This is a genomic window from Mediterraneibacter sp. ICN-202921 (assembly GCF_037890075.1).
In the GTDB taxonomy this organism is placed as follows: Bacteria; Bacillota; Clostridia; order Lachnospirales; family Lachnospiraceae; genus Mediterraneibacter; species Mediterraneibacter massiliensis.
Genome location: NZ_JBBKBE010000004.1, coordinates 104836 through 131788, shown reverse-complemented (window position 1 = coordinate 131788; position 26953 = coordinate 104836). Strand labels below are relative to the sequence as shown.

Annotated in this window: 22 protein-coding genes; 4 read left to right on the top strand and 18 right to left on the bottom strand. The window is 43.0% G+C overall.

Features of this window, described 5'->3' with window-relative positions; all coding sequences use genetic code 11:
• Positions 1-211 precede the first annotated feature (211 nt).
• The 4 genes from metG to WKT01_RS05215 all read right to left on the bottom strand — a co-directional run bounded on the left by metG (position 212) and on the right by WKT01_RS05215 (position 6001).
• Entirely contained in the window at positions 212-2110 is a 1899-nt protein-coding gene (gene metG / locus WKT01_RS05225) for a methionine--tRNA ligase (protein ID WP_270395466.1), read from the bottom strand.
• Between the two features lie 313 nt (positions 2111-2423).
• On the bottom strand, positions 2424-2603 hold the full coding sequence (locus WKT01_RS13740) for a hypothetical protein (protein WP_059067340.1): 180 nt from the start codon (positions 2601-2603) through the stop codon (positions 2424-2426).
• A 101-nt stretch (positions 2604-2704) separates the two neighbouring features.
• Complete coding sequence (locus WKT01_RS05220) at positions 2705-5287, bottom strand: sensor histidine kinase (protein ID WP_340311570.1); 2583 nt, start codon at positions 5285-5287, stop codon at positions 2705-2707.
• 18 nt (positions 5288-5305) lie between these two features.
• Positions 5306-6001 carry a response regulator transcription factor gene (locus WKT01_RS05215; protein WP_059067336.1) on the bottom strand — a complete coding sequence of 232 codons (696 nt, stop codon included), beginning with the start codon at positions 5999-6001 and terminating at the stop codon, positions 5306-5308.
• 163 nt (positions 6002-6164) lie between these two features.
• Here WKT01_RS05215 and WKT01_RS05210 point away from each other — a divergent pair, with 163 nt between their 5' ends.
• Together WKT01_RS05210 and WKT01_RS05205 are read left to right on the top strand one after the other, a co-directional pair.
• Positions 6165-7304, top strand: coding sequence for a LysM peptidoglycan-binding domain-containing protein (locus WKT01_RS05210; RefSeq protein WP_340311569.1), 1140 nt, complete (start codon positions 6165-6167; stop codon positions 7302-7304).
• Between the two features lie 415 nt (positions 7305-7719).
• Positions 7720-8625 carry a fumarylacetoacetate hydrolase family protein gene (locus WKT01_RS05205; protein WP_117975110.1) on the top strand — a complete coding sequence of 302 codons (906 nt, stop codon included), beginning with the start codon at positions 7720-7722 and terminating at the stop codon, positions 8623-8625.
• Positions 8626-9207: 582 nt separating this feature from the next.
• On the opposite strand, the gene WKT01_RS05200 is transcribed toward WKT01_RS05205, so the two are convergent.
• The 14 genes from WKT01_RS05200 to WKT01_RS05135 all read right to left on the bottom strand — a co-directional run bounded on the left by WKT01_RS05200 (position 9208) and on the right by WKT01_RS05135 (position 24433).
• Positions 9208-9432, bottom strand: a complete 225-nt coding sequence (locus WKT01_RS05200; RefSeq protein WP_242866606.1) for a sigma factor — start codon at positions 9430-9432, stop codon at positions 9208-9210.
• A gap of 771 nt (positions 9433-10203) precedes the next feature.
• Positions 10204-10527: a hypothetical protein gene (locus WKT01_RS05195; protein ID WP_147337200.1), complete on the bottom strand. Its 324-nt coding sequence runs from the start codon at positions 10525-10527 to the stop codon at positions 10204-10206.
• A gap of 343 nt (positions 10528-10870) precedes the next feature.
• Complete coding sequence (locus WKT01_RS05190) at positions 10871-12358, bottom strand: tagaturonate reductase (RefSeq protein WP_340311568.1); 1488 nt, start codon at positions 12356-12358, stop codon at positions 10871-10873.
• A gap of 21 nt (positions 12359-12379) precedes the next feature.
• Positions 12380-13438: a zinc-binding alcohol dehydrogenase family protein gene (locus WKT01_RS05185; protein ID WP_282923618.1), complete on the bottom strand. Its 1059-nt coding sequence runs from the start codon at positions 13436-13438 to the stop codon at positions 12380-12382.
• Between the two features lie 37 nt (positions 13439-13475).
• Positions 13476-14759: a lactate racemase domain-containing protein gene (locus tag WKT01_RS05180; protein WP_059067323.1), complete on the bottom strand. Its 1284-nt coding sequence runs from the start codon at positions 14757-14759 to the stop codon at positions 13476-13478.
• A 300-nt stretch (positions 14760-15059) separates the two neighbouring features.
• The gene (locus WKT01_RS05175; RefSeq protein ID WP_117975106.1) at positions 15060-15728 is read right to left on the bottom strand and encodes a GntR family transcriptional regulator; all 669 of its coding nucleotides are present in this window, start codon (positions 15726-15728) and stop codon (positions 15060-15062) included.
• Positions 15729-15939: 211 nt separating this feature from the next.
• Entirely contained in the window at positions 15940-16731 is a 792-nt protein-coding gene (locus WKT01_RS05170) for an MBL fold metallo-hydrolase (RefSeq protein ID WP_117975105.1), read from the bottom strand.
• Positions 16732-17886, bottom strand: coding sequence for an MFS transporter (locus tag WKT01_RS05165; RefSeq protein ID WP_340311567.1), 1155 nt, complete (start codon positions 17884-17886; stop codon positions 16732-16734). It lies immediately after the preceding gene.
• The gene (locus tag WKT01_RS05160; RefSeq protein WP_340311566.1) at positions 17886-18797 is read right to left on the bottom strand and encodes an amidohydrolase family protein; all 912 of its coding nucleotides are present in this window, start codon (positions 18795-18797) and stop codon (positions 17886-17888) included. Before WKT01_RS05160 ends, WKT01_RS05165 begins: the two co-directional genes overlap by 1 nt.
• Positions 18798-18813: 16 nt before the next feature.
• Positions 18814-19824 carry an ABC transporter permease gene (locus WKT01_RS05155; RefSeq protein ID WP_117975102.1) on the bottom strand — a complete coding sequence of 337 codons (1011 nt, stop codon included), beginning with the start codon at positions 19822-19824 and terminating at the stop codon, positions 18814-18816.
• Positions 19817-21328, bottom strand: coding sequence for a sugar ABC transporter ATP-binding protein (locus WKT01_RS05150; RefSeq protein WP_117975101.1), 1512 nt, complete (start codon positions 21326-21328; stop codon positions 19817-19819). Before WKT01_RS05150 ends, WKT01_RS05155 begins: the two co-directional genes overlap by 8 nt.
• The gene (locus WKT01_RS05145; RefSeq protein ID WP_117975100.1) at positions 21328-22341 is read right to left on the bottom strand and encodes an ABC transporter permease; all 1014 of its coding nucleotides are present in this window, start codon (positions 22339-22341) and stop codon (positions 21328-21330) included. Before WKT01_RS05145 ends, WKT01_RS05150 begins: the two co-directional genes overlap by 1 nt.
• A 66-nt stretch (positions 22342-22407) precedes the next feature.
• Complete coding sequence (locus WKT01_RS05140) at positions 22408-23424, bottom strand: sugar ABC transporter substrate-binding protein (protein ID WP_059067307.1); 1017 nt, start codon at positions 23422-23424, stop codon at positions 22408-22410.
• 319 nt (positions 23425-23743) lie between these two features.
• A complete protein-coding gene (locus WKT01_RS05135; protein ID WP_117975099.1) occupies positions 23744-24433 on the bottom strand; it encodes a FadR/GntR family transcriptional regulator in 690 nt (229 codons plus the stop codon).
• Between the two features lie 190 nt (positions 24434-24623).
• On the opposite strand from WKT01_RS05135, the gene WKT01_RS05130 reads away from it, so the two are divergent.
• Positions 24624-25646 (top strand): zinc-binding alcohol dehydrogenase family protein, encoded by a 1023-nt coding sequence (locus tag WKT01_RS05130; protein ID WP_270395460.1) that lies wholly within the window; start codon positions 24624-24626, stop codon positions 25644-25646.
• A gap of 30 nt (positions 25647-25676) precedes the next feature.
• Entirely contained in the window at positions 25677-26942 is a 1266-nt protein-coding gene (locus tag WKT01_RS05125) for a lactate racemase domain-containing protein (protein ID WP_117975097.1), read from the top strand.
• Positions 26943-26953 lie beyond the last annotated feature (11 nt).

Sequence of the window (26953 nt, the reverse complement as noted above, 5' to 3'; positions counted from 1 at the left end):
ACTGAAAAAAGAACGTAAGTACGACAACTGCATATTACAACGCTCATCAGGGCTTTGCCGAAATTTCCCCCGCTTATGCCTCGTTGTGCCCGGTACACCCGCTTGCAAGACATGTGTCACGGAATTCCCGAATGGGTATGCAATATACAGTTATTACGCTTACGTTCTTTTACGTTTAAATTTTAACAAAACTTCCTTTTTCTCGTTAAATTTAGCAAATTTCTGCTCCTGCAGGCATATTTTTTTCCGGCACCATCAATGACAGATTGCCTTCCGCATCTTCTGCGCACAAAAGCATGCCTTCAGATAAAACTCCCGCTAATTTTGCAGGTTTTAAGTTTACAAGAACCATCACTTTCTTTCCCACCATTTCTTCTGGCGTATAATGTGCTTTTATTCCTGACACGATCTGCTTTACCTGGCTTCCGATCTTCACCTGGGAGCAAAGCAGTTTTTTCGATTTTTTTACCGCCTCACAGGCAATAATTTCTCCCACCTGGAACTGCATCGTGCCAAACTGTTCAAATGTGATCTCCGGTTTTGCTTCTATATCGATGACCGCTTCTTCTTTTTCGTCCTGTACCGGAGGATGCAACTCTTCTACCTTTTTCAGTACTTCTTCTACATCCAGCCTCTGGAAAAGAATCTCTGGTTTCGCTGTCACCTGTCCATTGCCAAGCTGCTCAAGGATCTTTTTACTTGTAGACGGCATATATGGCTCTAAAAGTCTCGCGCCTTCTGAAATACTTTGGATCAAATTCCACAGAACCGTCTCCAAACGATCTCTTTTCGCCTCTTCTTTTGCCAGGACCCACGGCATTGTCTCATCAATATATTTATTACAGCGCTTAAACAAGTTAAAAATTTCTGTAATTGCATCCGCAACTCTCAATTCATCCATTTTTGCGTTTACCAGCTTTGGCGTTTCTTCCACCACTCGTTTCAGATCTGCGTCTACCTCTTCTGAAATATCTTTATCCTGCACTGTTCCGCCAAAATATTTATTTGTCATAGAAACTGTACGATTGACCAGGTTCCCTAATGTATTCGCGAGATCGGAGTTCATACGCTCTACCATTAGCTCCCAGGAAATAATGCCGTCGTTTTCAAATGGCATTTCGTGGAGGACAAAATAACGGACTGCGTCAACCCCGAAGAAATCTACCAGTTCATCTGCATAGAGAACATTTCCTTTCGATTTGCTCATCTTGCCGTCTCCCTGGAGCAGCCATGGATGTCCAAATACCTGTTTCGGCAGAGGCAGTCCTAAGGCCATCAAGAAGATCGGCCAATAGATCGTATGGAAACGTATAATATCCTTCCCGATCAAATGCAGGTCTGCGGGCCACAGTTTTCCAAATTGTTCTGTACTGCTGCCGTCACAGTCATATCCAATTCCGGTAATATAGTTCGTCAGCGCATCCAGCCAAACATAAACTACATGTTTTTCATCAAAGTCAACCGGGATCCCCCATTTGAAAGAAGTCCTGGATACACATAAATCCTGCAGACCCGGAAGAAGGAAGTTATTCATCATTTCATTCTTACGTGATACAGGCTGTATAAACTCCGGATGTGTATTAATATGTTCGATCAGTCTGTCTGCATACTTGCTCATTTTAAAGAAGTATGCTTCTTCTTTTGCCGGCTGCACTTCCCTGCCGCAGTCCGGACATTTTCCATCCACCAGCTGTGACTCCGTAAAGAAAGATTCGCACGGGGTGCAATACATTCCTTCATAGTATCCTTTATAAATATCTCCCTGCTCATACAGCTTTTTAAAAATCTTCTGTACCTGCTTCTCATGGTCCGCATCTGTCGTACGGATAAATTTATCATAGGAAGTATCCATCAGATCCCATATTCTTTTGATCTCTGATGAGATGTTGTCCACGAATTCTTTCGGGGTAACATTCGCTTCTTCTGCTTTTAGTTCGATCTTCTGCCCATGCTCATCTGTACCTGTCTGGAAAAACACATCATATCCCTGACTTCTCTTGTATCGCGCGATCGCATCTGCCAATACGATCTCATAGGTATTTCCGATATGCGGCTTGCCAGACGTATAGGCAATTGCCGTAGTAATATAATATTTGGGTTTGTCACACATGTTTCTCTCTCCTTTTCTTTTTTTGATCACTTATCCCGTGCCGTGCACGGCTGTGAAACAATGATTCTGCTCATGCAAGTACACATTCCTGTTTTTATTTCATAAGAAAGCATGAAATAAAAAACCCGTCTTCTCTAAACACAGAAGACGGGAAATCGCCGTGGTACCACTTCTTATTCGCTTCCGCCTCACGGCAAAAGCCTCCACAAGTGCAAAAGCACTTACCGCTGTAATGGGCGGTCCCATCGCATGCTTGCCAGGATATCAAGACTTCTTCTATAATATACGATCTGCCTTGGCTCACATTCGCTGCTCAAAAGCCATCTTCCGCTTTTCTTCCTTCATCCCTTCTCATCATACAGGACTCTCTGTAAAATTCCAAAAAACGTACTCTCTTCATCATTGCCTTTTCTTCATATGGTAACAAAAATCGTAACACAGAAAACTTTCTTTTGTCAAGTCCTGGTAATCTTTCTTTATACTGTCTCTCCATTGAAGTCAACCTTATGGATTATCCAATAAGAAAATAAGCTCCGGCGGCGTTTGTTACCAAATGCCGGCCGGAGCCTTCTCCTCTTTAATACAATCTATATTTTACTTTTCCTTCACTCTCGGAAATTCCAGTTCTACCTTGAATAGATCTCCGTCCAGATACAACTGCATAGTCCCTCCCAACATCTTCATCAGGCTCTGGGCGATCGACAGTCCTAAACCGCTGCCTTCCGTACTTCTAGACAAATCGCCCCGGATAAAACGTTCCGTTAATTCGTCAGCAGAGATATTGAGCTGCTGCTCTGAGATATTCTTCAGGGAAAACAGCACGGTCTCCTCCCCTACTCCCAGATCCGCATAGACTCTTGTCCCCGGCATCGCATATTTTGCCGCATTTCCATATATATTCTCCAGAACTCTCCAGAGTCGTCTGCCATCCACACGTATGACTGCCGGCTGATCCGGCAGGCTTGTTATGACGGACAGATTCCGAGCGGCAAATTTCTCCTCAAATTCCCCTTCCGTCTGCTGGATCATCTCTACAAGATCGACATTCATAAACTCTAATTTTATATTTCCGCTGCTTACTTTTGACGCCTCTACGACATCCTCTGTCAATATCTTCAAACGCTGTGCTTTTGCCTCGAGGATCGCAAGATACCCTTGCACCTTTTCATCTTGCAGATTTTCTCTTTTTAGAAGATCCACATAATTGATGATCGAGGTAAGCGGTGTTTTAATATCATGGGAAACATTTGTGATCAGATCTGTCTTTAGCCGCTCGCTCTTCATGTTTTCCTCTACCGCGCGGTTCAGACCGCTTCCAATATTGTTGACTTTCTCCGCGATCTCCAGATTCTTTCCTCGTAATCCTTTTAGCTCTATCTGATAATCCAAATCGCCTGAAACAATCTGCTCAATGCCTTTTTTGATTCGGTCTTTAGCGATCGCATTGCTCACTACTATATAAACAACGCCCAGATCTGCCAGTATGGCCGGTATCACAAATACAATATGCCAGCCTGTCACAAGGCACATGCCATGGAGAAAGGCAAGAACAATAAGAGAGGCGATGCCCTGAAACGTAACCGCGCGCTTTTTCCAAGTCGCTGCCGCAAAACCGCTGACTGCGTACAGCAGGCTGTTTTTCCAGACAGTTCCCGCCTTTATCCTTCTTACAAGACTGAGATATCCTGCGAAAAAACAAAGTGCCGTAAAAATACCGTATACTCCCATCACGATCATATCGGTTATGCTCAAATACGCCGTGGAAAGTCCGTTAAAATATACATACTGTATTGCATCGTGCAGATACGAAACATTGTATACCTGGGTAAGCCCTGACCACTCTGTCCCCACCATAATCGTAAAGGCCAACCAGATTCCAATAACGAGAGCTGCCGCAATCTCTGTTTTCCATCTGTCGAATCCATTCAGATGGATCTCATCATCTTCCGGTCTCCTGCCGGTGATCAACGTCATCCAGATCAGCGTAACTATAAATACGAACAGACTTGCCATACCTGTGACTGCACTGCTGCGCAAATAGGGAAGATTTGCGTCATACGTTTCTTTCGCCGTATAGAAGCCGTCCTGGATCGGAAAACCGGTATCTATACTTACGGCTAAGATTACATTTTCTCCTATTGTACCATCCACATAATACTTGACCATGTCATAGTATGTACCGGCGGCAATATCCATATTTGTCTTAAAATCTTTCAATTTAGGATAGATGATAATATATTTATCCTTTTCATCAGAGATCATCCGGCTGATATTCTCTTCTATTTTGTCAAACTCCTTGTATTCCGCCTTATTGGTAAATACAGTTTTTGTATCCTGATCCGCATATATATAGGTAAAATTCGTATTTCCTTCTCCATACGCATTCACACCTTTTTGATATAGATCGACAGCACTGCTCAAACTATACGCTGCGCTTTCCAGACTTCCATATATAAAGTCCAATTTTCCGTTTAAAGCAGGCGTTTTATTGACAACTTCCAGAAGCGTATTTGCTCCCTCCGGCGCATATTCTTCCACCATGGAACTTCCAAAATTCCAACAGTCCGTATAGACTGTTTCTCCCGCTTTATTTATTATGCTTACATCATAATGTCCCGGTGCAGTATAGAACCCCTGCTGCAGATCATACAAGAAAGACTCCTTAGATTCTTCCGACATTTGGATTTTAAGCGTACCGTCCTCCAACATGTTGAAAAATTCTTCCTGATAATAGTAGTAATACGTTCCATCCGGTTTCTCACATACGATCACACCTGTATCCGTGCGCATATACTGCCCGTCATTCAGAAGTAGTCCCCAGTTATACAGATCAGCCAGTCGGTATGCCAGACCGGATATATTCTTTCCAGAAACTTTACTCGTTTCTCCATATTCTATAATATCCACCAGCTTATTTTCATCATATACTCCATCTGTCTGTAGATTCTCTTCCCAGCAATACTGTTCAAGTATCGTATAGACCGCATTTTCTACTGCCAAATGAAAGTCTTCTGACTCTTCATAGGGAAGTTCCATAGATTCCCAGAAATTCTGCCGGAATATGTTTCCTGAAAACGAAAGGACCACCACCCCGCTTATCACTGTAGAAGCAGCCGCCAAAATGGCCAAAACAAGCAATATGGCTTTCGTGACCGATTTTCTATACCATTTATTCATACTACTCCTTTCCAAGGGCTACAGTTTCTCTATTTTATATCCAATTCCCCATACTACTTTCAAATACCTAGGTTCTTTGGGATTGATCTCTATCTTTTCCCTGATATGCCGTATATGCACCGCAACCGTATTATCCGCTCCGATCGCTTCCTCATTCCAGATAGATTCATAGATCTGATTAATAGAAAAAACTCTGCCCTGATTTTTCGTCAATAATAATAAAATATTGTACTCTATCGGGGTCAGCTTCACCGGCTCCCCATCTACGGTGACCTCCTTCAGATCGTCATTGATCCGCAGACCGCCCACTTCATATACTTTATCCTCGTCTTTTTTACTGTTTCCTCCAAGCTGATTATACCGCCGCAGCTGTGACTTTACCCGCGCCACCAATTCTAATGGATTAAACGGCTTCGTCACATAATCGTCTGCTCCTATATTTAAGCCCAGTATCTTATCCGCATCTTCTGATTTGGCGGAAAGAATGATGATCGGGATACTATTATTTTCCCGGATCTTCAAAGTCGCCCGGATCCCATCAAGCCTGGGCATCATGACATCTAAAATAAGAAGATTAACTTCTTCTTTCTCCAATATACTAAGCGCTTCCATTCCATCATATGCTTTCAGGATGTGATACCCTTCCTGAGTCAAATATATTTCAATAGCTTCCACGATTTCCTTGTCATCATCACATACTAAAATCGTATACATCTTCATCACCTCCCTTACAGTATACATGATATTGCATATTTTTTAAGTCCTGTTGACCAAAAATGTTAGGAATTTCTTAAGATTGCCCGCTGCTCTCTTCACATTCTGCTCTTTCTTTCCATATACTAATATGACAAATTTTATTTTGTATAAAGGAGTCATTATGAATATAAAAGGACTGGATGTAAGTGAATTCCAAGGAGTGATCGACTGGGAACAAGTAAAGGCGGCCGGCTATCAGTTTGCCATGCTGCGTGCCGGGTATGGTTTTAATACCGTAGACGCACAGTTTCACAGAAATGCATCTGCATGTAACCGTATAGGACTTCCCATCGGCGTATACTGGTTTTGTTATGCCATAAATCCAGAAACTGCTATCGAAGAAGCCAACGGATGTCTGCGCACGATTGCCTCTTACCGTCTGGATTATCCCGTGTGCTATGATATCGAACAGGCATCTATCGACTATGCTGCCGGGCAGGGTGTAACAATAACCCCTTCTCTTGCCACAAATATGGTAAAAAGTTTCTGTAACCATATAGAGGCAAATGGTTACTATGCTATGTATTACAGCAATAAAAATTTCTTAAACACCTATCTCCCCGCTGACCTTTCCCAAAGATACGCTCTCTGGTATGCCTATTATACGGACCGATTTGACGGCACTGACTGCGGTATCTGGCAGTACAGCAATCATGGAAACATCCCGGGGATCAGCGGAAATGTCGACTTAGATACCGGTTTCATCGACTATGCCTCCGTCATAAAAGAGGCAGGGCTCAATCATCTGAACGGAAGCTCGCCATCTCCCGCTCCCACACCTGTGCCGCCCTCCTCTGATTACGTCACGTATGTGGTACAGCCCGGGGATACTTTAAGCGGCATTGCGCAAAGGTTCGGCACGACCTACCAGACACTCGCCTCCTTAAATGGCATTTCTGATCCAGATCTGATCTACGCCGGACAGACGATCAAGATTCCAGAAAATACTGCCTCCACTTCGCAGACTTACACGGTACAGTCCGGCGATACCCTAAGCGGCATTGCACAACGATTTGGCACGACAGTCGGCGCCATCGCCTCCTTAAACGGAATTGCCGATCCGGATCTGATCTATGCAGGGCAGGTCTTACAGATACCAAGAGGCAATTCCTCGGTTTCACAAACTTACACGGTACGATCCGGCGATACTTTAAGCGGCATTGCGCAGCGGTTTGGCACAACAGTCGGCGCCATCGCCTCCTTAAACGGAATTGCCGATCCGGATCTGATCTATGCAGGGCAAGTCTTACAAATATCGTAAACAGATCGATCCGCTGTATTTCCTGCATCTGTATTTCGGAATGTGCCTGCCGGATTTTAGAATTCTCTAATAATTTTTCTATTTCTTTTAGGATTTAAACATACTTTGGACACATTTGTTCTATATACTAAGAATCAGATAGTTGATAAACAACTATCTCCCCCCTCATAAAGTAAAGACATCTTGGGAGTTCCCAAGGTGTCGCACTTTACTCTCATTCCTTTAGATAACTATAAAAACAACGAGCCCCGTCAGTCGAAAGGTTGACGGGGTTTCGCTGTTTCGGCAAATTTTTAGAATAACTTCTTGTCTTGCTTAAACTACTTTGATAAAATAGTTGCAGCATTATCTGTATGTATACAGGAAGGCAGCCGCCTTCTGCTCTATACAAAATTATTTTTTGGAGGCAAATTTTATGAAATTATATACCTACCGCTCCACAGATCAAACCCCTCAGATTGGTATTGGCTTTAAAGAATTCCCGGACTTGCTCTGGTCCTTGGAAAGCTTCGGTCTTCCTTATACGGATATGAACGAACTGATCCGCCATGTCCCTCTGGATCAGTTGCTAAACCTGATAAACATTGAAAAAGCAAACCCACAGTCTGCTCTGAAGCTGGATACGCTGCATCTTATGGCGCCGATTCCCCATCCTGCACAGGATATTTTATGCCTGGGAATCAATTATGCAGAGCATGCTGTTGAATCCGCCCGCTTCCATAAAGACGCCTTTATCGTAAAACAGGAAAAGGCAGTATATTTCAGCAAACGTGCGCATACTGCAAGCGGTCCTAAAGATAGTATCCCGCTTCATGCTGACCTTACAGACAGCCTGGATTATGAGGCAGAGCTTGGCGTCATTATCGGAAAGGACTGCAAAAATGTAAAGCCGCATGATATCACCCCCGCCACTGCGTCACAGTATATCTATGGTTATACTGTCCTCAATGATGTTTCCGCCCGTGATCTGCAAGTAGACCATAAACAATGGTACTTCGGAAAATCTCTGGACGGCTTTGCGCCTATGGGGCCCTGTATCGTAACGGCAGATGAAATCTCGTTTCCGCCTATCCTGCATATTTCCTCTCGTATCAACGGTGAACCCCGTCAGCAAAGCTGTACAGATCGCCTGATCCACCCTATTGACGAGATCATAGCAGAGCTTTCTTCCGGCATGACTCTGCTGGCTGGAACCATTATCGCAACCGGAACTCCCGCAGGCGCCGGCATGGGATATACGCCGCCTAAATTTTTAAACAAGGGAGATGAGGTAATCTGTGAGATCGAAAAGATCGGAAAATTGTGTAATATCGTAGATTAAAAATTTATTCATCTATTCTTAAGAACGATTTTATATTTTTTCGTTTTCTTTTATACTTTACTCATAGTTTTGACATAATTTTGCTTTATACTAAAGTCAGATAGTTGATAAAGCAACTATCTCCCCCCTCATAAAGTATAGGCACTATAAAAGGTGCCGCACTTTACTCTCATTCCTTTAGATAACTATAAAACCAACGAAAACCCGTTAGCCGAAAGGTTAACGGGTTTTCGCTGTTTCCACATCTGCCCTGACTGCCTTTTGGTCAAATTCGGGTCAAATTTTTCTAAAGGAATATCTGTTGATTTTATTCTTTAAACTATAGTTATTACTTATTTGAAACCGTTCCGCAATATCTGAAATACTATCAGAATATCAATAACGACGAACAAACATTATTCTACTTTCTTTATCTAATGTTTCAAGAAAATCGTTGATTAAGTTTGATAATTCATTTACTTCTATTTCCTGTTCAACAGTCGTTGGGGCTATAAGACAATCCTCCAATTCCTGCAATGCTACATCATAGTAACTATTTCGCTTAATACACGTATTTTCATGATACTTCGCAGCAGATATGTTTCAGATAATACGGAAAATATACGCCCGTAAGGACTTTGAGCTTTGGGGCGGTATCGTGTTCCATACAGCAAGGTATGTATCATTTACACGCTCCTCTACATCACGATGATTTTTTAAAATATTTCTTGCGATACGCTCACACGCCATTCCATATTTTTCTGATAATTCTATAAGTGCCTGCTTTCGTATAAAAAACAAATCAATAATTTTACTATCTTCTACCAATCTATCAACCTCCTCTCATTTATATAGTATAGATTTTTCTCAAAATCTTACACCTGAAAACAATAACTTGAAACTTATTCAAAAAGTCAAATTTTCTACAGTATCGTTCCCACTATCACTTCGCTATACTTTAGAATTTTTAATGGATTATTTGAAAAGAAATATTGTTATAAAAGAAAAATTTTGCTAAAATGAGACAGGGCACTACATGAGAATGGTAGGCGGTTAGTCCTTCAACAGAGGGACTGAACCCTCTGATTACATAGAAATCCTGCTTACAGGAAATCTTGGAAAGGAGGGCTTGACTTATGAGCGATTTTGAACTCCTATCCATCGTACTAATGATACTGAGTATCGTTGTAACGATTCTGATAGCATATATAAATCAATCAAAAAAGTAACCGCCCCCGACCAAAGGAATACGGTTACTTTTTTGTAACTTTATCAAATTTGGACTAACCAACTATCAGTAGTGCCTTATTTATATCTATAATATACCACCCATTAAGCACATTGTAAACATGTAACTTTGTAAATGTATAAACATTCCAAACTGCTTTCGGTCAAATTCGGAGCAAATCCTCATAAAAATATATAACACTTTACATTTCGATTGAATTTAAAAACCCCGTATTTTCAGGCTTTTCAACACCTTATAACACAATATAAATTAGTTCAATAGTATCTCATTCCTTTAGATAACTATAAAACCAACATTTGCTTCCCTATGTAAGAAAAAGGAGCTGCTTGTCACGCTAAAATGTTTTAGTTTTAATCCTGCAAGTGTTTCAAACCGGTCATCTTTGAAATCGTAGGTATCATTTGATTATGTATACCTGCAACTTTTAAATATTGGATGCTCTTTATTTCCTGTAAGGAAGAAAAGTTATCCACTTTTGTCAGTTCGAGATTTAATGCATACAGTTTGGGGCATTTTTTTAATGGGTACAAATCAGATACTTCTCCACCTACCAAATTTAATTTACATAAGGCCGGCATTTTTTCAAGTATACGCAAGTCCTGAAGATGATATGCCGTCATCTCAGCCACTTCATTATGCGCATTCTCTTTTGTTAAAATAAGCGGTTTGTCCATACCCTTCATCCGCCCCCTTTTGACACTATTTTTACAAACAGAATATCACAAAACAATAAAATTGTATATCTCTACTCATCTTCCACTATAAGTTGTTTCCGTATCCTCTCTACATTAATCGTCAATCACTTATTCCCTCTTTTAGGCAAAATCTTTTTAAAATTTTTTGCAAAATAAAACTATATGCAAAGCCTTTTCATCTTAGTATACAGCAGCGCAGATCCAACCTCTCTGATTGCATATATAAATCAATAAAAAAGTAACCGTCCCCAGTGTGGTATTCTACCACAGCAAAGGATCACGGTTACTTTTTTGTCGTTGATCAGCTTTTCTTTTTTTCCTCTTACAGGCAAGAAGCGTATGCTGCTTCTGCGCCCTCTTCACGGATCTTCATGAGATTCTCTGTCACTTTTGCCTCCAGACCTTCGATCTTACTTAAGTCTTCTCCCCACATTTTTTCATTGGTGAGCACCGCATGTACCAGGTCTTCAGCGCTGTCTGCTCTGTGTTCATAGTAGAAGTCCAAAGCCCAGGCGTCATCCTGTACTTTATATGTGTTGCCCTTTGGACGTTTACAGATCAGCCCATCCTCTGTTCTCTCCTGGATGTCATTGCTGTAAAATGCGATATACGCTGCCAGACTCATAGTCAGGCATACCGGAAGGCTCTTTTTCTCTTTGATATATTCTGTAAAGGAAGGCATATTTCTTGCTCTCCACTTAGAAGTAGAGTTTAAGGATATGCTCATCAATTCATGATCTACAAAAGGATTGTTGAAACGATCTTCCACAGCGGAAGCAAATTCCATCAAATCTTTTTTATCTAACGGCAGTGTCGGGATGATCTCATCATACAGCATTTTATTCATGAAGCCTTTGATAGTTTCATTATGCATACAGTCTCTTACGATATCCTGGCCGGCAAGATAAGCGCCCAGCACAAATCCTGTATGCGCGCCATTCAAAATACGTACTTTTCTTTTCTTGTATGGAGTTACATCCGGAACAACATGGACATTTAATCCGGCCTTTTTAAATGGAAGGCGGTCTTCTAATTCTGCCGGTCCTTCAATGATCCATACGCCAAAGCATTCTCCGACATCTGTCAGTACGTCTGCATACCCATTTTCTTCTTCCATTTTCTTAACTTCTTCTGCGTCTTTGATTCTGCCCGGTACGATACGGTCAACTAACGTAGAGCAGAAAATATTTTCTTCCTCGATCCACTTCTTAAACGCATCGCCCAGCTTCCAGTCATCAATATGACGCAGCACGCATTTTTCCAGTTCTTTTCCATTATTATCGATCAACTCACAGCTCAGGATCACAAGACCTTTCTTGCCTGCTTTAAATCTTTCATACAAGAGCTTCGTCAATTTAGCCGGGAAGCTATTCGGAGGACACTGCTCAAATGTGCTCTCAGGATCATATACGATCCCTGCCTCTGTTGTATTCGATACGATATACTCCATCTCATCACTGCATGCCGCTTTGATGACAGCGTCAAAGTCTTCATATGGATTGATACATCTGTTTACAAAGGAGATCACACGTTTCTGGTCTACCTTCTGTCCCTTTTCGCTTCCGCGCAGATATAAAGTATACAATCCTTCCTGCTCATTGATCAGATCTGTCAGTCCCTGGGGAATAGGCTGTACAAGTACACCTTTTCCTTTCCAGTCTGTCTTTTCATTTGCGCAGTCAAAGAAATAATCTACAAATGCTCTTAAAAAGTTTCCTTCTCCAAACTGAAGCACTTTCTCCGGCGCCTCTTTTTGTATATACCCCTGGTAACCGGATTTTTCCAATACTTGATAATTTAATTTTTCCATTTTGACAACTCCTCTTTTTATTTATTTTATATTTGTAAAATCAATCACAACTTTCAGCATATCGCCGCCACTCTTATCAAAATCTGCAAATGCTTTTGCCGCCTCCTCAAAAGGATATACATTTGTGATCACTTTTTCCAGATCCGCCTTACCTTCTTTTACCAGATCGATCAATTCGATAAAGTCTTTTTTCAGAGCGTTTCTGCTGCCAAAAACATTCAGTTCTTTTTTCTGTAAGAGTGTAAAGTTAAAGTCCAGATTCTTCTTGCCTACGCCGATCAGCACGACTTTTCCGCCAAATGCCGCCGCGTCTACCGTATTCTGGAAAGTAGAAGGCAGACCTACGGCTTCGATACATACGTCAAAACCGTTCGGCTGTACGCTTCCATTCACTTCATATGTACCTGTGATCTCAGAAACCGCCTCAGTAAAATGCTCTGGAGAATCATTTAAAATCGTCCCGGCAAAACCAAACTGTTCCTGCACATATTCCAGTTTCGGCGCCTGCACGTCGCTGATATATACCTCGCCGCCTAATGCTTTGGCTGCAACTGCTGCCAACACACCTATTGTTCCGGAACCGACAACCAGTACCTTATCCCCTTTGTTGATACCTGCTCTCTGCACGCCGTGATAACTGATACAGAATGGCTCGATCGCCGCTAATACTTTTGGGGAAAGACCTTTTCCATCATAGACACGTTCGATCGGCATTGTGATGTATTCCTGAAAAGCGCCGTCTCTCTGACATCCCATTGTCTCATTGTTCATACATGCATTGACGATTCCTCGTTTGCAGCTATAGCATGTTGTACAGTTAAAATATGGATTGCAGGTTACGATCATCCCCGGCTTCAACCCTCTGTCATTGTCATCAATTTCAACGATCTCTGCGCTGAATTCGTGTCCCGGTATACGCGGGTAATCAAAGTATGCAAAAGTTCCTCTGTAAGAGCCCAGATCACTTCCACAGATTCCTCCGTATAATAATTTCAGCAAAACCTCTCCCGGTTTTCTGACCGGCTTTTCCACCTCGCAAATTTCTACTTCTCCTGGTGCGTTGATTCTGATTGCTTTCATTTTGGTTTTCCTCCTGACCTTTTATGCTTCTTATTTATTACCAGAGGTTGCCATCCTCATCAAAAGGCAGATACTCTGGCTGTGATTCGATTTCTATATTTTCATTTTTTACAGCTTCTTCATAATAAGATTCTGACAGCATGATATGCTCAATATGCAGACTATTAGGGATCCTTACAATGCGTGGAGATGCCTTATCTATTTCATTGCAGGTTCTTACACATACTTGTATTGCCTCTCTGTCGCTTTCCATGATGATCGGAATCCTGACTCCGCCTAATACTGTACAGGTAATTGCATTTGGATACATAGATGCCAAATCTAGTTTATCAAACACTCTTTTCGTAGTCGCACTGGAATACCCTAATCCAATCCCATTCCCATGTGTCTCCGGACTTAAGTCCAAAACACATACGCGCTGTGCTTGTATGCCGCCGGTAGCATACGGAGTACAAAATGTCCCGGTTATATTAGGATCCATACCATCCCCGCTAAAGTTTTTGCCAATCTGATCCACTACGAGCACATCGCAGCTATCTACAAGAATTCGAGGCATATTGGCAGCCGCCTCTTTTAACAGATCCGGCTCTTTTTCTTCAATTTCATCTGCATTTACTGCAACAATCTTGCACGTCTCGTCATAGGCATTTTCAATAGTCGGAACAGCAAATAAGATGGGCGCATTTTTTATGATTGCTTTTCCAAATAACGGAACATTTTTCGCCATATTTTTAAAGCCGGCTTCATGACAAACTTCTGCACCATGCTGTTTTCCCAATCCGATTGCCATCATCTTCATAATGCCGCTTTCATAAGGTCCCCGGAATGCGGTATGCGGTTTGATCCTGCATCCCAAGATAATGCCATCTGACTCGGCCGCATATTTGTCAATAAATACCTCCCTGCCATCTTCTGTCAGACCGATTTTCTTTACTTCCATAGAGGAACGAATCGGACACCCCATGTCTTCTTCTGTGATTCCATATCCTTCTAATATCGCTTTCTGTCCTTTTGCCGTAGCTCCTCCGTGGCTTCCCATGGCAGGTACAATAAAAGGTTCCGCACCTTTCTCCTTCACAAAATCCACAATACATTTTGTCGTCAGATCCACATTGGCAACACCTCTGCTCCCTGCCGTGATCGCGATGTGCATTCCCGGACGTATCTGTGACGAAAATTTTTCATCCGAAAGAAGCTCTTTAATAATGTTCGGAATTTCTTTCACATCTATACTGTTACGTAAAAACTTCTGCCTTACTTTGAACATTTTCGGCAGCTTTTGGTCACTCACTAAATCCGCCACAAATTGTCGTTCTCTCATGTTTCCTCCTATTGTACCCTCTATTGCATTATGTGTTGTATACATTATAGTACCTTTTAAGTTTTTTTGCAATTACTTTATAGAAAATAATTAATTTTTTATATTTTTATCCTTCTTTTTTATAGACTTTATGAATGCAAAATCTATCTGCAGCCATGATTTTTAGGTATATTTGAATATAAAAAAGCCAAAAATCTCCCTATATATGCCAAATATGTATAGTTTCAAACAACGCAGACACCCTATATAGGAGAGAAGGCATTGATCCACATACATGAATCAATGCCTTCTCTCCTATATCTACAGCAGCATATCGCCGCTTTCTATCATGGTCGCAAAGGATGCCCTTTTCGAACAAACCAGATGCTCCTTCATCGCCTCCGCCGCGTCTGTCCATCTTTCTTCCAGGCACGCTTCTATAATTTTAATATGCTCTCTTTGCGTCTCTTCAAGACGTTCTTTGCTTTTTACGCCGGACAAGATCCGCAGACGTTGGTTCTGGTAGCTGATCCGTTCATACAACGCTTTAAAGTACTCATTTTCTGTCGCATTGATCATCTCCAGGTGCATCTGATCGTCAAAATCATATATATCATCCTGCAGTTCTTCTCCCTGGCGTGTCTTCTGTCCCATTTCTCTGATCCGCTGCTCATAATATTGGAATCGTTCCTTAGCAATATCAATTGCATAATGCGCAATGGCATAAGGTTCTATCAGCATGCGCGCTTCATACAGAGAATTAATTTCACGGATAGAAAGTGAGGACACCATGATCCCCTTTTTAGGCAGGATCCTCACCAGATCTTCCTGTTCTAATCTGCTGAGGGCATCCCGGATCGGGGTTCTGCTTGCCCCAATCTCCTCTTTCAGCTTTTCTTCATTTAAAAGAAAATTGGGAGGATACTTGCACGTTATGATCTTATTTTTAATTATATTATATGCCTGCTGCTTCAAGGACTCTTTCTTCATCTCTTTACCGCCTATACTCCTTTATTTCTTCAACATCCATCATCCCATCAAAACACAAGTCCGGACGGGAGCACATCCGATACGTATTCGTCCGCACACAAAATGCCTTACTTATTATCATACCATATTATCCGCAAATGATACAGCCTTACTTTTTTGCTTTCTGTTCGCTATGCCTCTGCACTGTTTGGCCGATCGCCAAAAGATGCTGTTACATCTTCTTGACTCCTGCATCTTTGCTCCAGAGTATACCTTCCCCCTGGCACATAAAATAGAACGGACTGTCTTTTGCCTCCAAACGCATCTCTCTGTCAAACATATACGGTTCGCTTCCATGCCGGATAAATGTCCAAAAATGACTGGGGATCGTCAGTTTCGGCTTTACCAGATTCACCAGTTCCACCGCCTCCAGCGCATTCATATTCCCATATTCACCATTGATTGGCACAATCAGTACATCTATATCCTGCAAAGCAGCATATTTCATCCGTTCACACTGATAGGAAGTATCACCGGAAAAATAAAACACCTGTCCTTCTGTACGAATGAGCATTCCCACCGCATCCGGCGCATGATCTCCATGATCTGCAAACACGGCCTCTATCTCAAAGCCGCCACATATGTATCGTGTCCCCTCATCAAATCGCACTAACTGATCTTGTGCGATCCCCGCCTTACAGCACATATCATACGCCGTCTTAGGCGCCAGCAGCTTTGTATCTATATTTCTCTGCATCAGCTCCGGTATAATGTCCATATCCAGATGATCCTCATCATGATGGCTGATCACCAACACATCCGGATTCAATTCCTCCGGCTCTAACACAGGCATCATCAGCCGCTTTAAACCGCAGATCCGTTCTACCGCATCCGACAGATAGGGATCTACTGCCAAGATTTCATTTTTACTATTTTTCAGCAAAAACCCTGCTTGCCCTAACCAAAAAATACCCACTTGTCCTTCCGTCGGTGTGCATATTTTAACTTTATCCACAAAATGCATTTATCCCTTCTCCCTTCTGTAAAAACTAAGTGACATAACCAGACCTGCCAACAGGCACACTGCCATAAAATAAAAAGCCGCCCGCTCTGTCCAGCCCGTCTCTATACTGCCCACGATCACCGGAAAACCGGTCATCCCCATGGCATAGACCGCCTGAAAAATACCCATGGCAGTAGAATAATATTGCCTCGGAATTCCTTTCATGCTTTCACTCGTCAGCGATGTAAATAAAAATCCCATCGCAAATGCCGCCAGAATCTGGCAAAAATAAATTCCATAAATACTGCGCATATTCGGAACAAGTATACAGTACAGAGCCTGTACAAATAAACCAATCGGTACCATCTTCGCATGCCCGATCCGTATAAAAGGTTTTTTCCCGGACAGATAAGAAAAAGAAACCGCAAATACAATATAAATAATAGAAGCCGCACCTACCTGCCAACCTGCCGCTCCCAATTTCTTGACTGCCTGTGTTGTAAAAGACATGCAGGTAGCCATCTGAACCCCTTGCTGCAAAAGAGCCAGACAAGAGAAAAACAAAAGTCTGCGATTGACAAACAGCTGTAATAATTCTGCTTTCTGCGCCTTGATTCCGGTATTTTTCTTTTCATAGATCCCCATACTTAAAAGCGTCCCGACAATCCCGGCTGCCATGCTGAATATGCAGATCCATCGCATTCCCACATGCGCATACAGCATAGAACTGATCACAAATCCGATCAATACCCCGGTATTATTTGCCGCGATCACTTTCCCGGTCGCTGTCTGGATGCTCTCCTCATCATAAAACCCCATGTAAAAAACCATATAAGAGATCCATGCAGAAGCCCCCAGACCCGAAAACAGATTGGCTGCCAGAAATCCCGCCGCATTTGGAAATAGCACCCTTATCAAGGATGCTATTCCTACGCAGCATATACCCAGCGTAATAATCTTCTTATGCCCGCCGCCCATATCAGCCATCAGCCCTACGGGAATACGGAAAAATATCTGTACCAGTCCGTATGCTCCGACGATCACTCCGATCATATGAGCAGAAACACCGATTTCAGACAGATATGTTGTCTGGTAGGGAATATACACATATTGCCCAAACCAGAATACACATACCAAGAATAAAATCAACTTCATCTGTACCTTTTTATCTTTCATCAAAAGGGATACACCTCTAACGCATTTTTATAGTAAACTTTTTCCAGCTCATCCTCTGTAAAGATATTACCCTCTGTAATGTACTCTGTCAACTTCTGATAAGAATTCTGGATCAATACGGATGGCACGTCCGTTCCCCACATCAATTTATCCACTCCTACAATATCCTTCGCAGATTTAATAAACGCAAGTCCTGTCGGGAAAGGATATGTTTCCGGCTGTACATTAAACGGCACCGCAGCCAGATCAAAATAGATATTCGGGAGAGCCAGTGTTTCCATGCTTTCCTTCAGATAGTCCGTATCCTTATCTGCGAGTGTAGGCGCCAGCAGATGGCAGACAACTACTTTCAGTCCCGAACACTCCAATGCGATCTTCCTTACGCCTTCCGGCTGGAAACTGCTCATTCCCGGACTTCCTATATCCAGGACAAGCACTTGTGCATTTTTTTCGCATTTTTTTGCCGTGGGCATAAATACCTCGGCAATATCAAATGTATGATGGTAGGACATGAATCCGCCGCCGGTACTTGTCTCAAATTTTATGATCGGAAACTGAAGTTCCTGAGTCAGCCTGTCATAGATCTGATCCGCATATCTTGCCATAGGGTCGAATGTACCTGCTCCTACAAACATATCCGGATATGCACGCATTGCTTCTGCCACATACTCATTGGCAAATCCATAGAAGCTTCCCTGCAGGAGCACAGCCTTTTCTACTCCGTTTTCTTTTAGGACTCTGTGGCATGTTTCATAGGTAAATCCTTTATCTCCCAGGCCTTCCGGGATCATCTCTATGATATCTCCATTTGCCCATCTGCCTTTGCCGTTCCCGATCGCAGTCAGCTCGCCTTCTCCTCGGAACCCCTGCAGATTTTCAAATACATGCACGTGTGCATCTATGATCTTCATAATCCCACCTCACTTTTTATTCTGCTGCTTTTGCTTTTTTCTTGAGCAATCCGCCTTTTTGCAGACCACTCTTCTTGTATCTTACATGTGCATCCAGAGCAACCGCCGCTATGATAACAATACATTTGAAAATGCCATGGTAGTCAGATGCCACGCCCATCAGACGCAGACCATTTTGTACAACGCCTACCAGGAACGCTCCCCATATAGCTGCCAGGACAGAACCTTCACCACCCATCAGAGACGCTCCGCCGACAACTAAAGCTGTCAGTACGAAGTTATCATATCCCTGTGCTGCCTTTGCGATTGCCTGACGGTTCATACTTGCCAACACGATTCCGGCAAGAGCTGCCGTGAAGCCGGACGCTACATAAGCAGCGATCGTTACCAGACGACTCCTTACACCGGAGAGCCGGCACGCTTCCGGATTACCTCCTACTGCATACACATTTCGTCCAAACACCGTCTTATTTAATATAATGTATGACAGGACTGCCATGAGTGCCATAATATAAACAGAGAACGGAATCCCTAACAATCTGCCTCCTCCAAGAAATGCAAAGGATGCCGGTTTCATACAAGGGATAACATTGTTTCCAGTCAAAAGCTGGGCTATACCATATACAATATTCTGGGATGCCAGCGTGATCAAAAATGCCGGTACGCCAAACTGTGTAACGATCAGCCCATGGACCAGCCCGACAGCACATCCAAGAAGCAGTCCGCCTGCCACACCAATAATAACCCCAGTTGTGGAATACTCATATTTTACGATCTGCGTAACGGCAAGAGCTCCTGCCGCAGCTGCAACTGCGCCGACCGATAAGTCGATCCCACCCAGCAGGATCGGGAAGATCGTTCCACAGACCATGATTCCGTAGACAGAAATCGACAACAGGATACTTTTCATATTTGCTCCCGTCAAGAACACACCCGGCTGAAGGATCGTAAGAACCAGCATGATAGCTACGAGAATCCACAATCTCTGGGATTTCCCAAACAGTTTTTTAGCCTTATCCTTATTCATCTTTTCCTGCCTCCTTCGTGAGAATTCCTGACTCTGCCATCAGAATGTCTTCCTGTGTGATCTTGCCGCTTGAGAATTCTGTAAATATCTCACCTTTTCTCATGACAATGATTCTCTGTGATACCCGCAGAAGTTCCTGCAGATCAGAGGATACCATGATAACAGATGTACCATGTGCAGCCAATTCTTCCAAAATCTTGTAGATTTCTTCTTTTGCGCCGATATCGATACCTGCCGTAGGCTCGTCAATGATCAGCAGCTTCAGATCACGGCTCAGCCATTTTGCAAGAACTGCCTTCTGCTGGTTTCCTCCGGAAAGATTCCCCACTGGGATCAGCGGATTATTCGGCTTGATATTCAATCGATCTACCATCTCTTTTCCCAGTTCTTTTTCTTTTCCGCTCTTTACAAAGCCACTGGCTGCCAATGTATCATAATTCGTCAGGGCTACATTCCGCTCAATAGACAAAAGAGGTGTGAAACCTTGATTCCTTCTGTCCTCAGGCACAAAGCCGAAACCGTTTTTGATACTGTCTGTGATTTTCCTTGCCAAAGGTTTGCCTTCAAATTCCACTGTACCGCTGTCGCACGGATCTGCTCCATAGATACAGCGCATCACTTCTGTCCTTCCGGCTCCGACCAGTCCGGCAAATCCGACGATCTCGCCTTCATGTATATCAAAACTGATGTTTTTAAAGATTCCTTTTTTCGTCAGATTATCTACTTTCAATCTGACCGGTTTATCTGACGTTGTCAGATTATTTGAGGCTGTTGCCTCACTCAATTCTTTTCCGATCATAAGACGGACTACTTCCGCCGGAATGATCTGTTCTTTTGTAAGTGTTGCAACTCTTGCGCCGTCCCGCAGAACAGTAAGCCTGTCAGACAGACGATATACTTCTTCCAGACGGTGTGAGATATAAATGACGCTTACTCCGTCTTTACGCAGCTGCTCGATGATCCCGAACAAAGCGTCCGATTCTTTTGTACTCAGAGAAGCCGTAGGTTCATCCATGATGATCAGTTTGGATTCTTCACTTAAGGCTTTCAGTATCTCAATCGTCTGTCGCTGTGCGATCGTAAGTGTCTCTACGATTGCATCCGGTTTGATTCCAAAACCATATTTATTGATCAATTCAGAAACTCTTTTTCGCATCTTTCTGGCACTGACAAATCCGGCCTTGCTTTCTTCTTTGCCGAGCATAACATTTTGCATGACTGTCAGTGTCGGGATCAGACTCAGTTCCTGATAGATAACGCCGATCCCTAATTTAGAAGCGTCGTTTCTGTTATTGATCTCCACCGGCTGTCCGTTCCAGTAGATCTGCCCTCCGTCCTTTGGATATATCCCTGTCAGGATCTTGATCAAAGTAGATTTACCGGCTCCATTTTCTCCCATGAGCGCATGTACTTCACCTGCTTCCACGGAAAAATCCACTTTCTTCAATACAGGAGATCCATTGAAGCTTTTCTCAATATCTTTCATTTCTAATAATGCTGACATTACGCTTCACCTCCTGCCATTTTTGCTGATTCTGTATCGTCTTCTCTGGCTTTCCTCTGGATACGTTTCTGCATGATATCATTATATACCGCATCAAAGATAATCATAATAACGATAACAACTCCCTTTACTACCAGCTGGGCAGCTGTCGGAAGGTTATACTTCAATATACCATTCTGCAATACTGCCATGAAAATAGCGCCTACCGCAGAACCGAACACATCTCCTCGGCCTCCCGCAAATGCGCATCCGCCGATAACTACTGCTGCAATGATATCAAATTCCAAACCCGTTCCTAAGTCTGTCGTCACACTTCCTACTCTTCCGATCTGGAAGATTGCTGCTACACCACACAGAAAACCGGTAAGGATAAATACCATCCAGCGGACCTTATCCGTATTGATACCGGATAATTCAGCTGATTTTCTGTTGGCGCCTGTAGCATACACATATGTACCGAATTTTGTCTTCTTTAAAACAATCTGTCCGATCACTGCCAAAAGCACAAAGGCTATTGTCACAAGATAAATTCCGTTGATGCTTCCTCCCATGATCAGGATGCCCGGGTCTTCGATCTTCTTATTACTGATGACTCCGGCTTCCCGGATCGCAAAAACAAACACCATCGAGCGGAACAGATACTGTGTAGATAAAGTTGCAATAAATTCTGGTACTCTTAATTTCGTTACAATAAAACCATTTAACACACCACATGCAAGTCCTGTTAAAATGGAAATTACCATTATCAGTCCTGCCGACAACTGATAATTATACAGCAGATTAGCACAAAGCATACCTGCAAAGCCTACGGCTGCGCCGGTCGATAAATCGATCCCCGCTGTAATGATAACAAATGTCACGCCGATGGCGATAATACCGGTAACCGCACATTCTCTTAAAATGTTCAGCATATTATCCGCCGTGAAAAACGAATCACTGGTCAGTCCAAATACAAGCATGATGATCACCAGCGATGCGACCGATATCAGACGCCGCATATTTTCCTGTCTCATAAGTATATTCCTCCTACCTTACAGCCGACTGCTAATCTGCTGTTATACTGCTTTTGCTCTAATGAATTACCAACGCATATCCTCTGTGATTTCAGCTACATTGTCTGCTGTTACTACAACCGGTGCCATCTTCACTACAGGTGTTTCGCTCAATGTACTTGCCAGACTTCCTGTTTCTATTGCATACATAGCAAACTGCGCACATGCAACGCCCTGTGTCTGTGCATTTGTATAAACTGTTCCTGTACAAAGTCCCTGCTCGATGTACTCTAACATCTTAGATTCACCGTCAACACCCCATACCTGCATTTCTCTTCCTGCTGCTTTTACCGCTTCTGCTGCGCCTTCAGCCATAGCGTCATTGTGGCAGAGAACTGCATCGATCTCAGAATATTTTGTAAGGAAGTCTGTCATAACTGTGTTAGCATTTTCTGTCAGCCATTCGCCAGACTGTTCATCCAAAATTTCGATATTCGGATATGTTTCTTCCATAACTGCTTTAAAGCCTTTATCGATATTCTCACCTTTTGTTGCTCCCGGTGTAGCAGAAATAATGACAACTTTTCCTTCTCCGCCAAGACTCTCGCCAATTGCTTCTGCAATCTTTTCACCTGCTTCAACGTCAACTCCTGCTACCAAGCCTGCATGGGTAGTATCTGCATCTAAATTACATGTAATAACCGGAATACCGGCAGCTTCTGCTTTGTCTACAGAAGAAGCAAGTCCTGCCGCATCCGTTGCCTGCAGAATGATTGCATCATACTTCTGATTGATCAATTCATCCATGATCTGTACTTCTGTATCAACAGATGCCTCTCCATCATATACGTCAAATGTTACATTTGAGAAGTTGTTCAGATAAGATTCCATACCTTCTGCCCATGCAGCTGCACAAGAATCACCGATTACGTTTGGCAAAAATGCAATTTTGATATCATCAGCATAAGCATCTTTTCCTGCTGCCTTTTCAGCTTTATCGGAACTTCCGCCTGCCTCATTATCTGTCTTTACACTTCCACATCCTACGGCTGTTGCTGCTACCATAGCACCAACTAAAAACAATGACACGATTTTCTTTTTCATAACGTTCTCCTTTTCTCTTTACTGACATTGTATAATACATCTTTGCATGCATTTATGTATTACTTATTGTGTACAATAGCACTATTTGTATATTTTGTCAATAATGCTCCATTGTTTTTTTGATTTTTTTATCACTTTTCCCAGCCCGTTTTTTCTTATCTGTCTATTTTGTTATACACTTCTATCTATTTCGCACTATATAAACGGATTTCCGTTACTATTTTACTATTTCTATAAGATAAAGCTTTCATAAGTTCTTCCTCTCCCACTTAAAAACCGCAGGTTTTCTTTTTCATATTAGAAAACCTGTGGTCTACATTCAATGTTTCACCAGATACTCTTTATTATACAGCATATGCTCCAGCATAGCTTCTTTTGCCTTCTGCGGATCTCTCTGCGCGATAGCCTCTGCTACCATCCTGTGAGTCAAGACCGTTTGCTCCGTCAGTTTTGCGTTGGTGGCTTCTACCAATTCTTTTATCGCAGAATGGATCACCGGCAGAACATTCAGCACAACCTGATTCTTGCTGCTTTTGGCGATCAGCCTATGGAAAGCTATATCTTCCTCCTCAAAAGATTCTCCGCTGCATATCTTTACTTCTACCGCCCGACATGCAGCCAGGATCTTTTCTATATCCTCTTCTGTTGCCCTTTTTGCAGCCAACGCCGAGATCTCCGGTTCTATCATGATACGCACTTCCAGAAGATCTTTTGTCAGTTTCTTCTTATTTTTCATAAATTCCAATCCAAGAGGATCCGAGACAAGTCCCGGCTTTTCAGCAACAAAGGTCCCCAGTCCACGGCGGATTTCTACGATATTTTTTGACACCAGGATTTTAATTGCCTCCCGGATCGTTCCTCTCCCTACGTTCAGAGATTGTGCAAGCTGAAATTCATTGGGCAGCTTTTCTCCTTTTTTATATTCATTATCCGCGATCAGACTGGTAATCTGTCCCGCTACCAGTTCCGGCAAAGATTTGTCATTTCCCTGTATTGTTTCCAGACCCATATTTCTTCTCCCGCTCTATTTTATTTCCATGTCCAGTCCGTCAAACGGCCATATGCACATCACTTTTGACAACTGTCTTTTATGGATATTCTACCACAGGATTCTTTGTTTTGCAATTGACACGTATGACGTCGTATGTTATATTGTGTTTAATGAAATATATTTGTTGTATTTAACAGGAGGAAATGCCATGAAAGCCATTAAAGTTATTGAACCATTTAAAGTAGAGATCGTAGATGTACCGAAACCAGAAATTGAAAATCCAGATGATGTCATTGTGCGCGTTACTTCAGGAGGTATCTGCGGTTCTGATATTGGCATATGGAATGGGACCAACTCTCTGGCTACATATCCACGTCTGATCGGCCATGAATTCGGCGGGATCGTGGAGTCTGTGGGCTCTGCTGTCGAAAATATCAAACCAGGCGATCAGGTTGCCGTGGATCCTGTCATCAGCTGCGGACACTGCTATGCCTGCCGTATCGGCAGACACAACGTATGCCGGGACCTGGAGGTCATGGGTGTGCACAGAGACGGAGGATTTGCTGAGTATGTCAAAGCTCCGGCCCAGAACATACATCTTTTCCACAAAAAGTTTGATGAATCTCTGCTCGGCCTGGTAGAGCCCTTTACGATCGGTGTGGAGATCAATAATCGAGGACAGATCAAAGAAGGCGACAAAGTCCTGATCATGGGATCCGGTCCGATCGGTATCTGCGCTATGCAGGTTGCAAAACGCAACGGCGCACAGGTCATCATGACAGATCTTGTCAAAGAACGTCTGGAAAAAGCAAAGGCAATGGGCGCTGATGAAACCGTCCTTGTTTCTGAAGAAAACTTAGAAGAACGCTTAGATCGATTTACTGACGGTGAAGGAATTCCTGTGGTAGTCGATACAGTATGTATCCCGTCTTCTTTTGAGCAGTCTGTACAGTTAGCATGCCCAGCCGGACGTGTCGTATGTATCGGTCTGAAAGATAAGCCGTCGAATATCTGTATGGCGGAGATCACAAAAAAAGAACTGACTATTGTAGGTTCTCGTCTGAACAATCACTGTTTTGATGAGGTCATCGAAGGATTCGAAGACGGCAGTCTCCATCCAGAAGAATTGATGACAAAGGCATATAATTATAAAGATATCATGGATGCCTTAACTATGATCAAAGAACATCCGCAGGATGTCTTAAAGATCGTATTAAAATTCGAAGACTAAGCTGTATAAGACCAAGGGAGTGAAGAACACATGAAAGAAATCTACGTTACAAATGAAAACGGCATTTCACCTGCAAAAACAATGCAGTCTGTGGAACAACTTCTGGCGCAGTATCCGGATGTCCGAAAAGTACTCATCATTCCCCCGGACTTCACCCGCTGTTACTCATATGCGGGTGAGATCACCCAGATTCTATATAAAAAATTGTCCCCACAGGCGCAGGTACACGTCATGCCTGCGCTGGGCACACATATGGAAATGGATGCCCAGGAGAAGGAAAAGATGTTTCACGGGGTCATCCCGGATTCTGCTTTTCTCGTCCATCACTGGCAGACGGATACGATTTCCATCGGTACAGTACCTAAATCTGTGGTGGAGGAAATCTCCGGAGGGCTTTACTCTACAGATATTGAAGTGGAAGTAAATGAAAAACTGATCCATGGCGGCTATGATCTGATCCTGTCCGTAGGACAGGTCGTTCCGCATGAAGTAGTAGGAATGGCAAATTACAGTAAAAATATTTTCGTCGGGATCGGCGGACGCCAGATGATCAACAAATCCCACATGCTCAGTGCCATCTGCGGAATGGAACAGGCATTGGGTGTTGCCGACTCTCCTGCAAGGAAAGTATTTGACTATGCCCAGGAACATTTTCTGACAGAGCTTCCGCTCGTCTATATCCAGACAGTCACTACTTTGGATCCGCAGGAACAAGTATCTTTAAAAGGTCTGTACATCGGTTCTTCCCGTAAGCCTTTTGAACATGCCTGTGCGCTGGCAGATAAGTTAAACATCACCCATATCGGACGACCGGCGAAAAAGGTCGTCACCTATCTGGATCCGTATGAGTTAAAAACAACCTGGGTGGGAAATAAAGGCATCTACCGTACCCGGATGGCAGTGGCCGACGGCGGAGAACTCATTGTACTGGCACCGGGCGTAAAAGCGTTCGGGGAAAACAAAGAGATGGATGAGATGATCCGCACCTTTGGATATAAAGGACGGGACTATGTACTGGATCTGTTTAACAAAGGGATATTTCAGGATCGTATCATGGCAGCGGCTCATCTGATCCAAGGTTCTGCTGATGGCCGTTTTCATGTTACATACTGCACAAGATCTGACAATTTGAGTAAAGAAGAAATCAACAATGTCGGATATGACTGGATGGAATACGAACAGGCTATTAAAACCTATAACCCTCATACGCTGAAAGAGGGATGGAACACACTAAAAGACGGCGAAGAGATTTATTTTGTGAAAACGCCTGCTCTCGGACTGTGGAAAGTGGATTAACCTCCACTTTT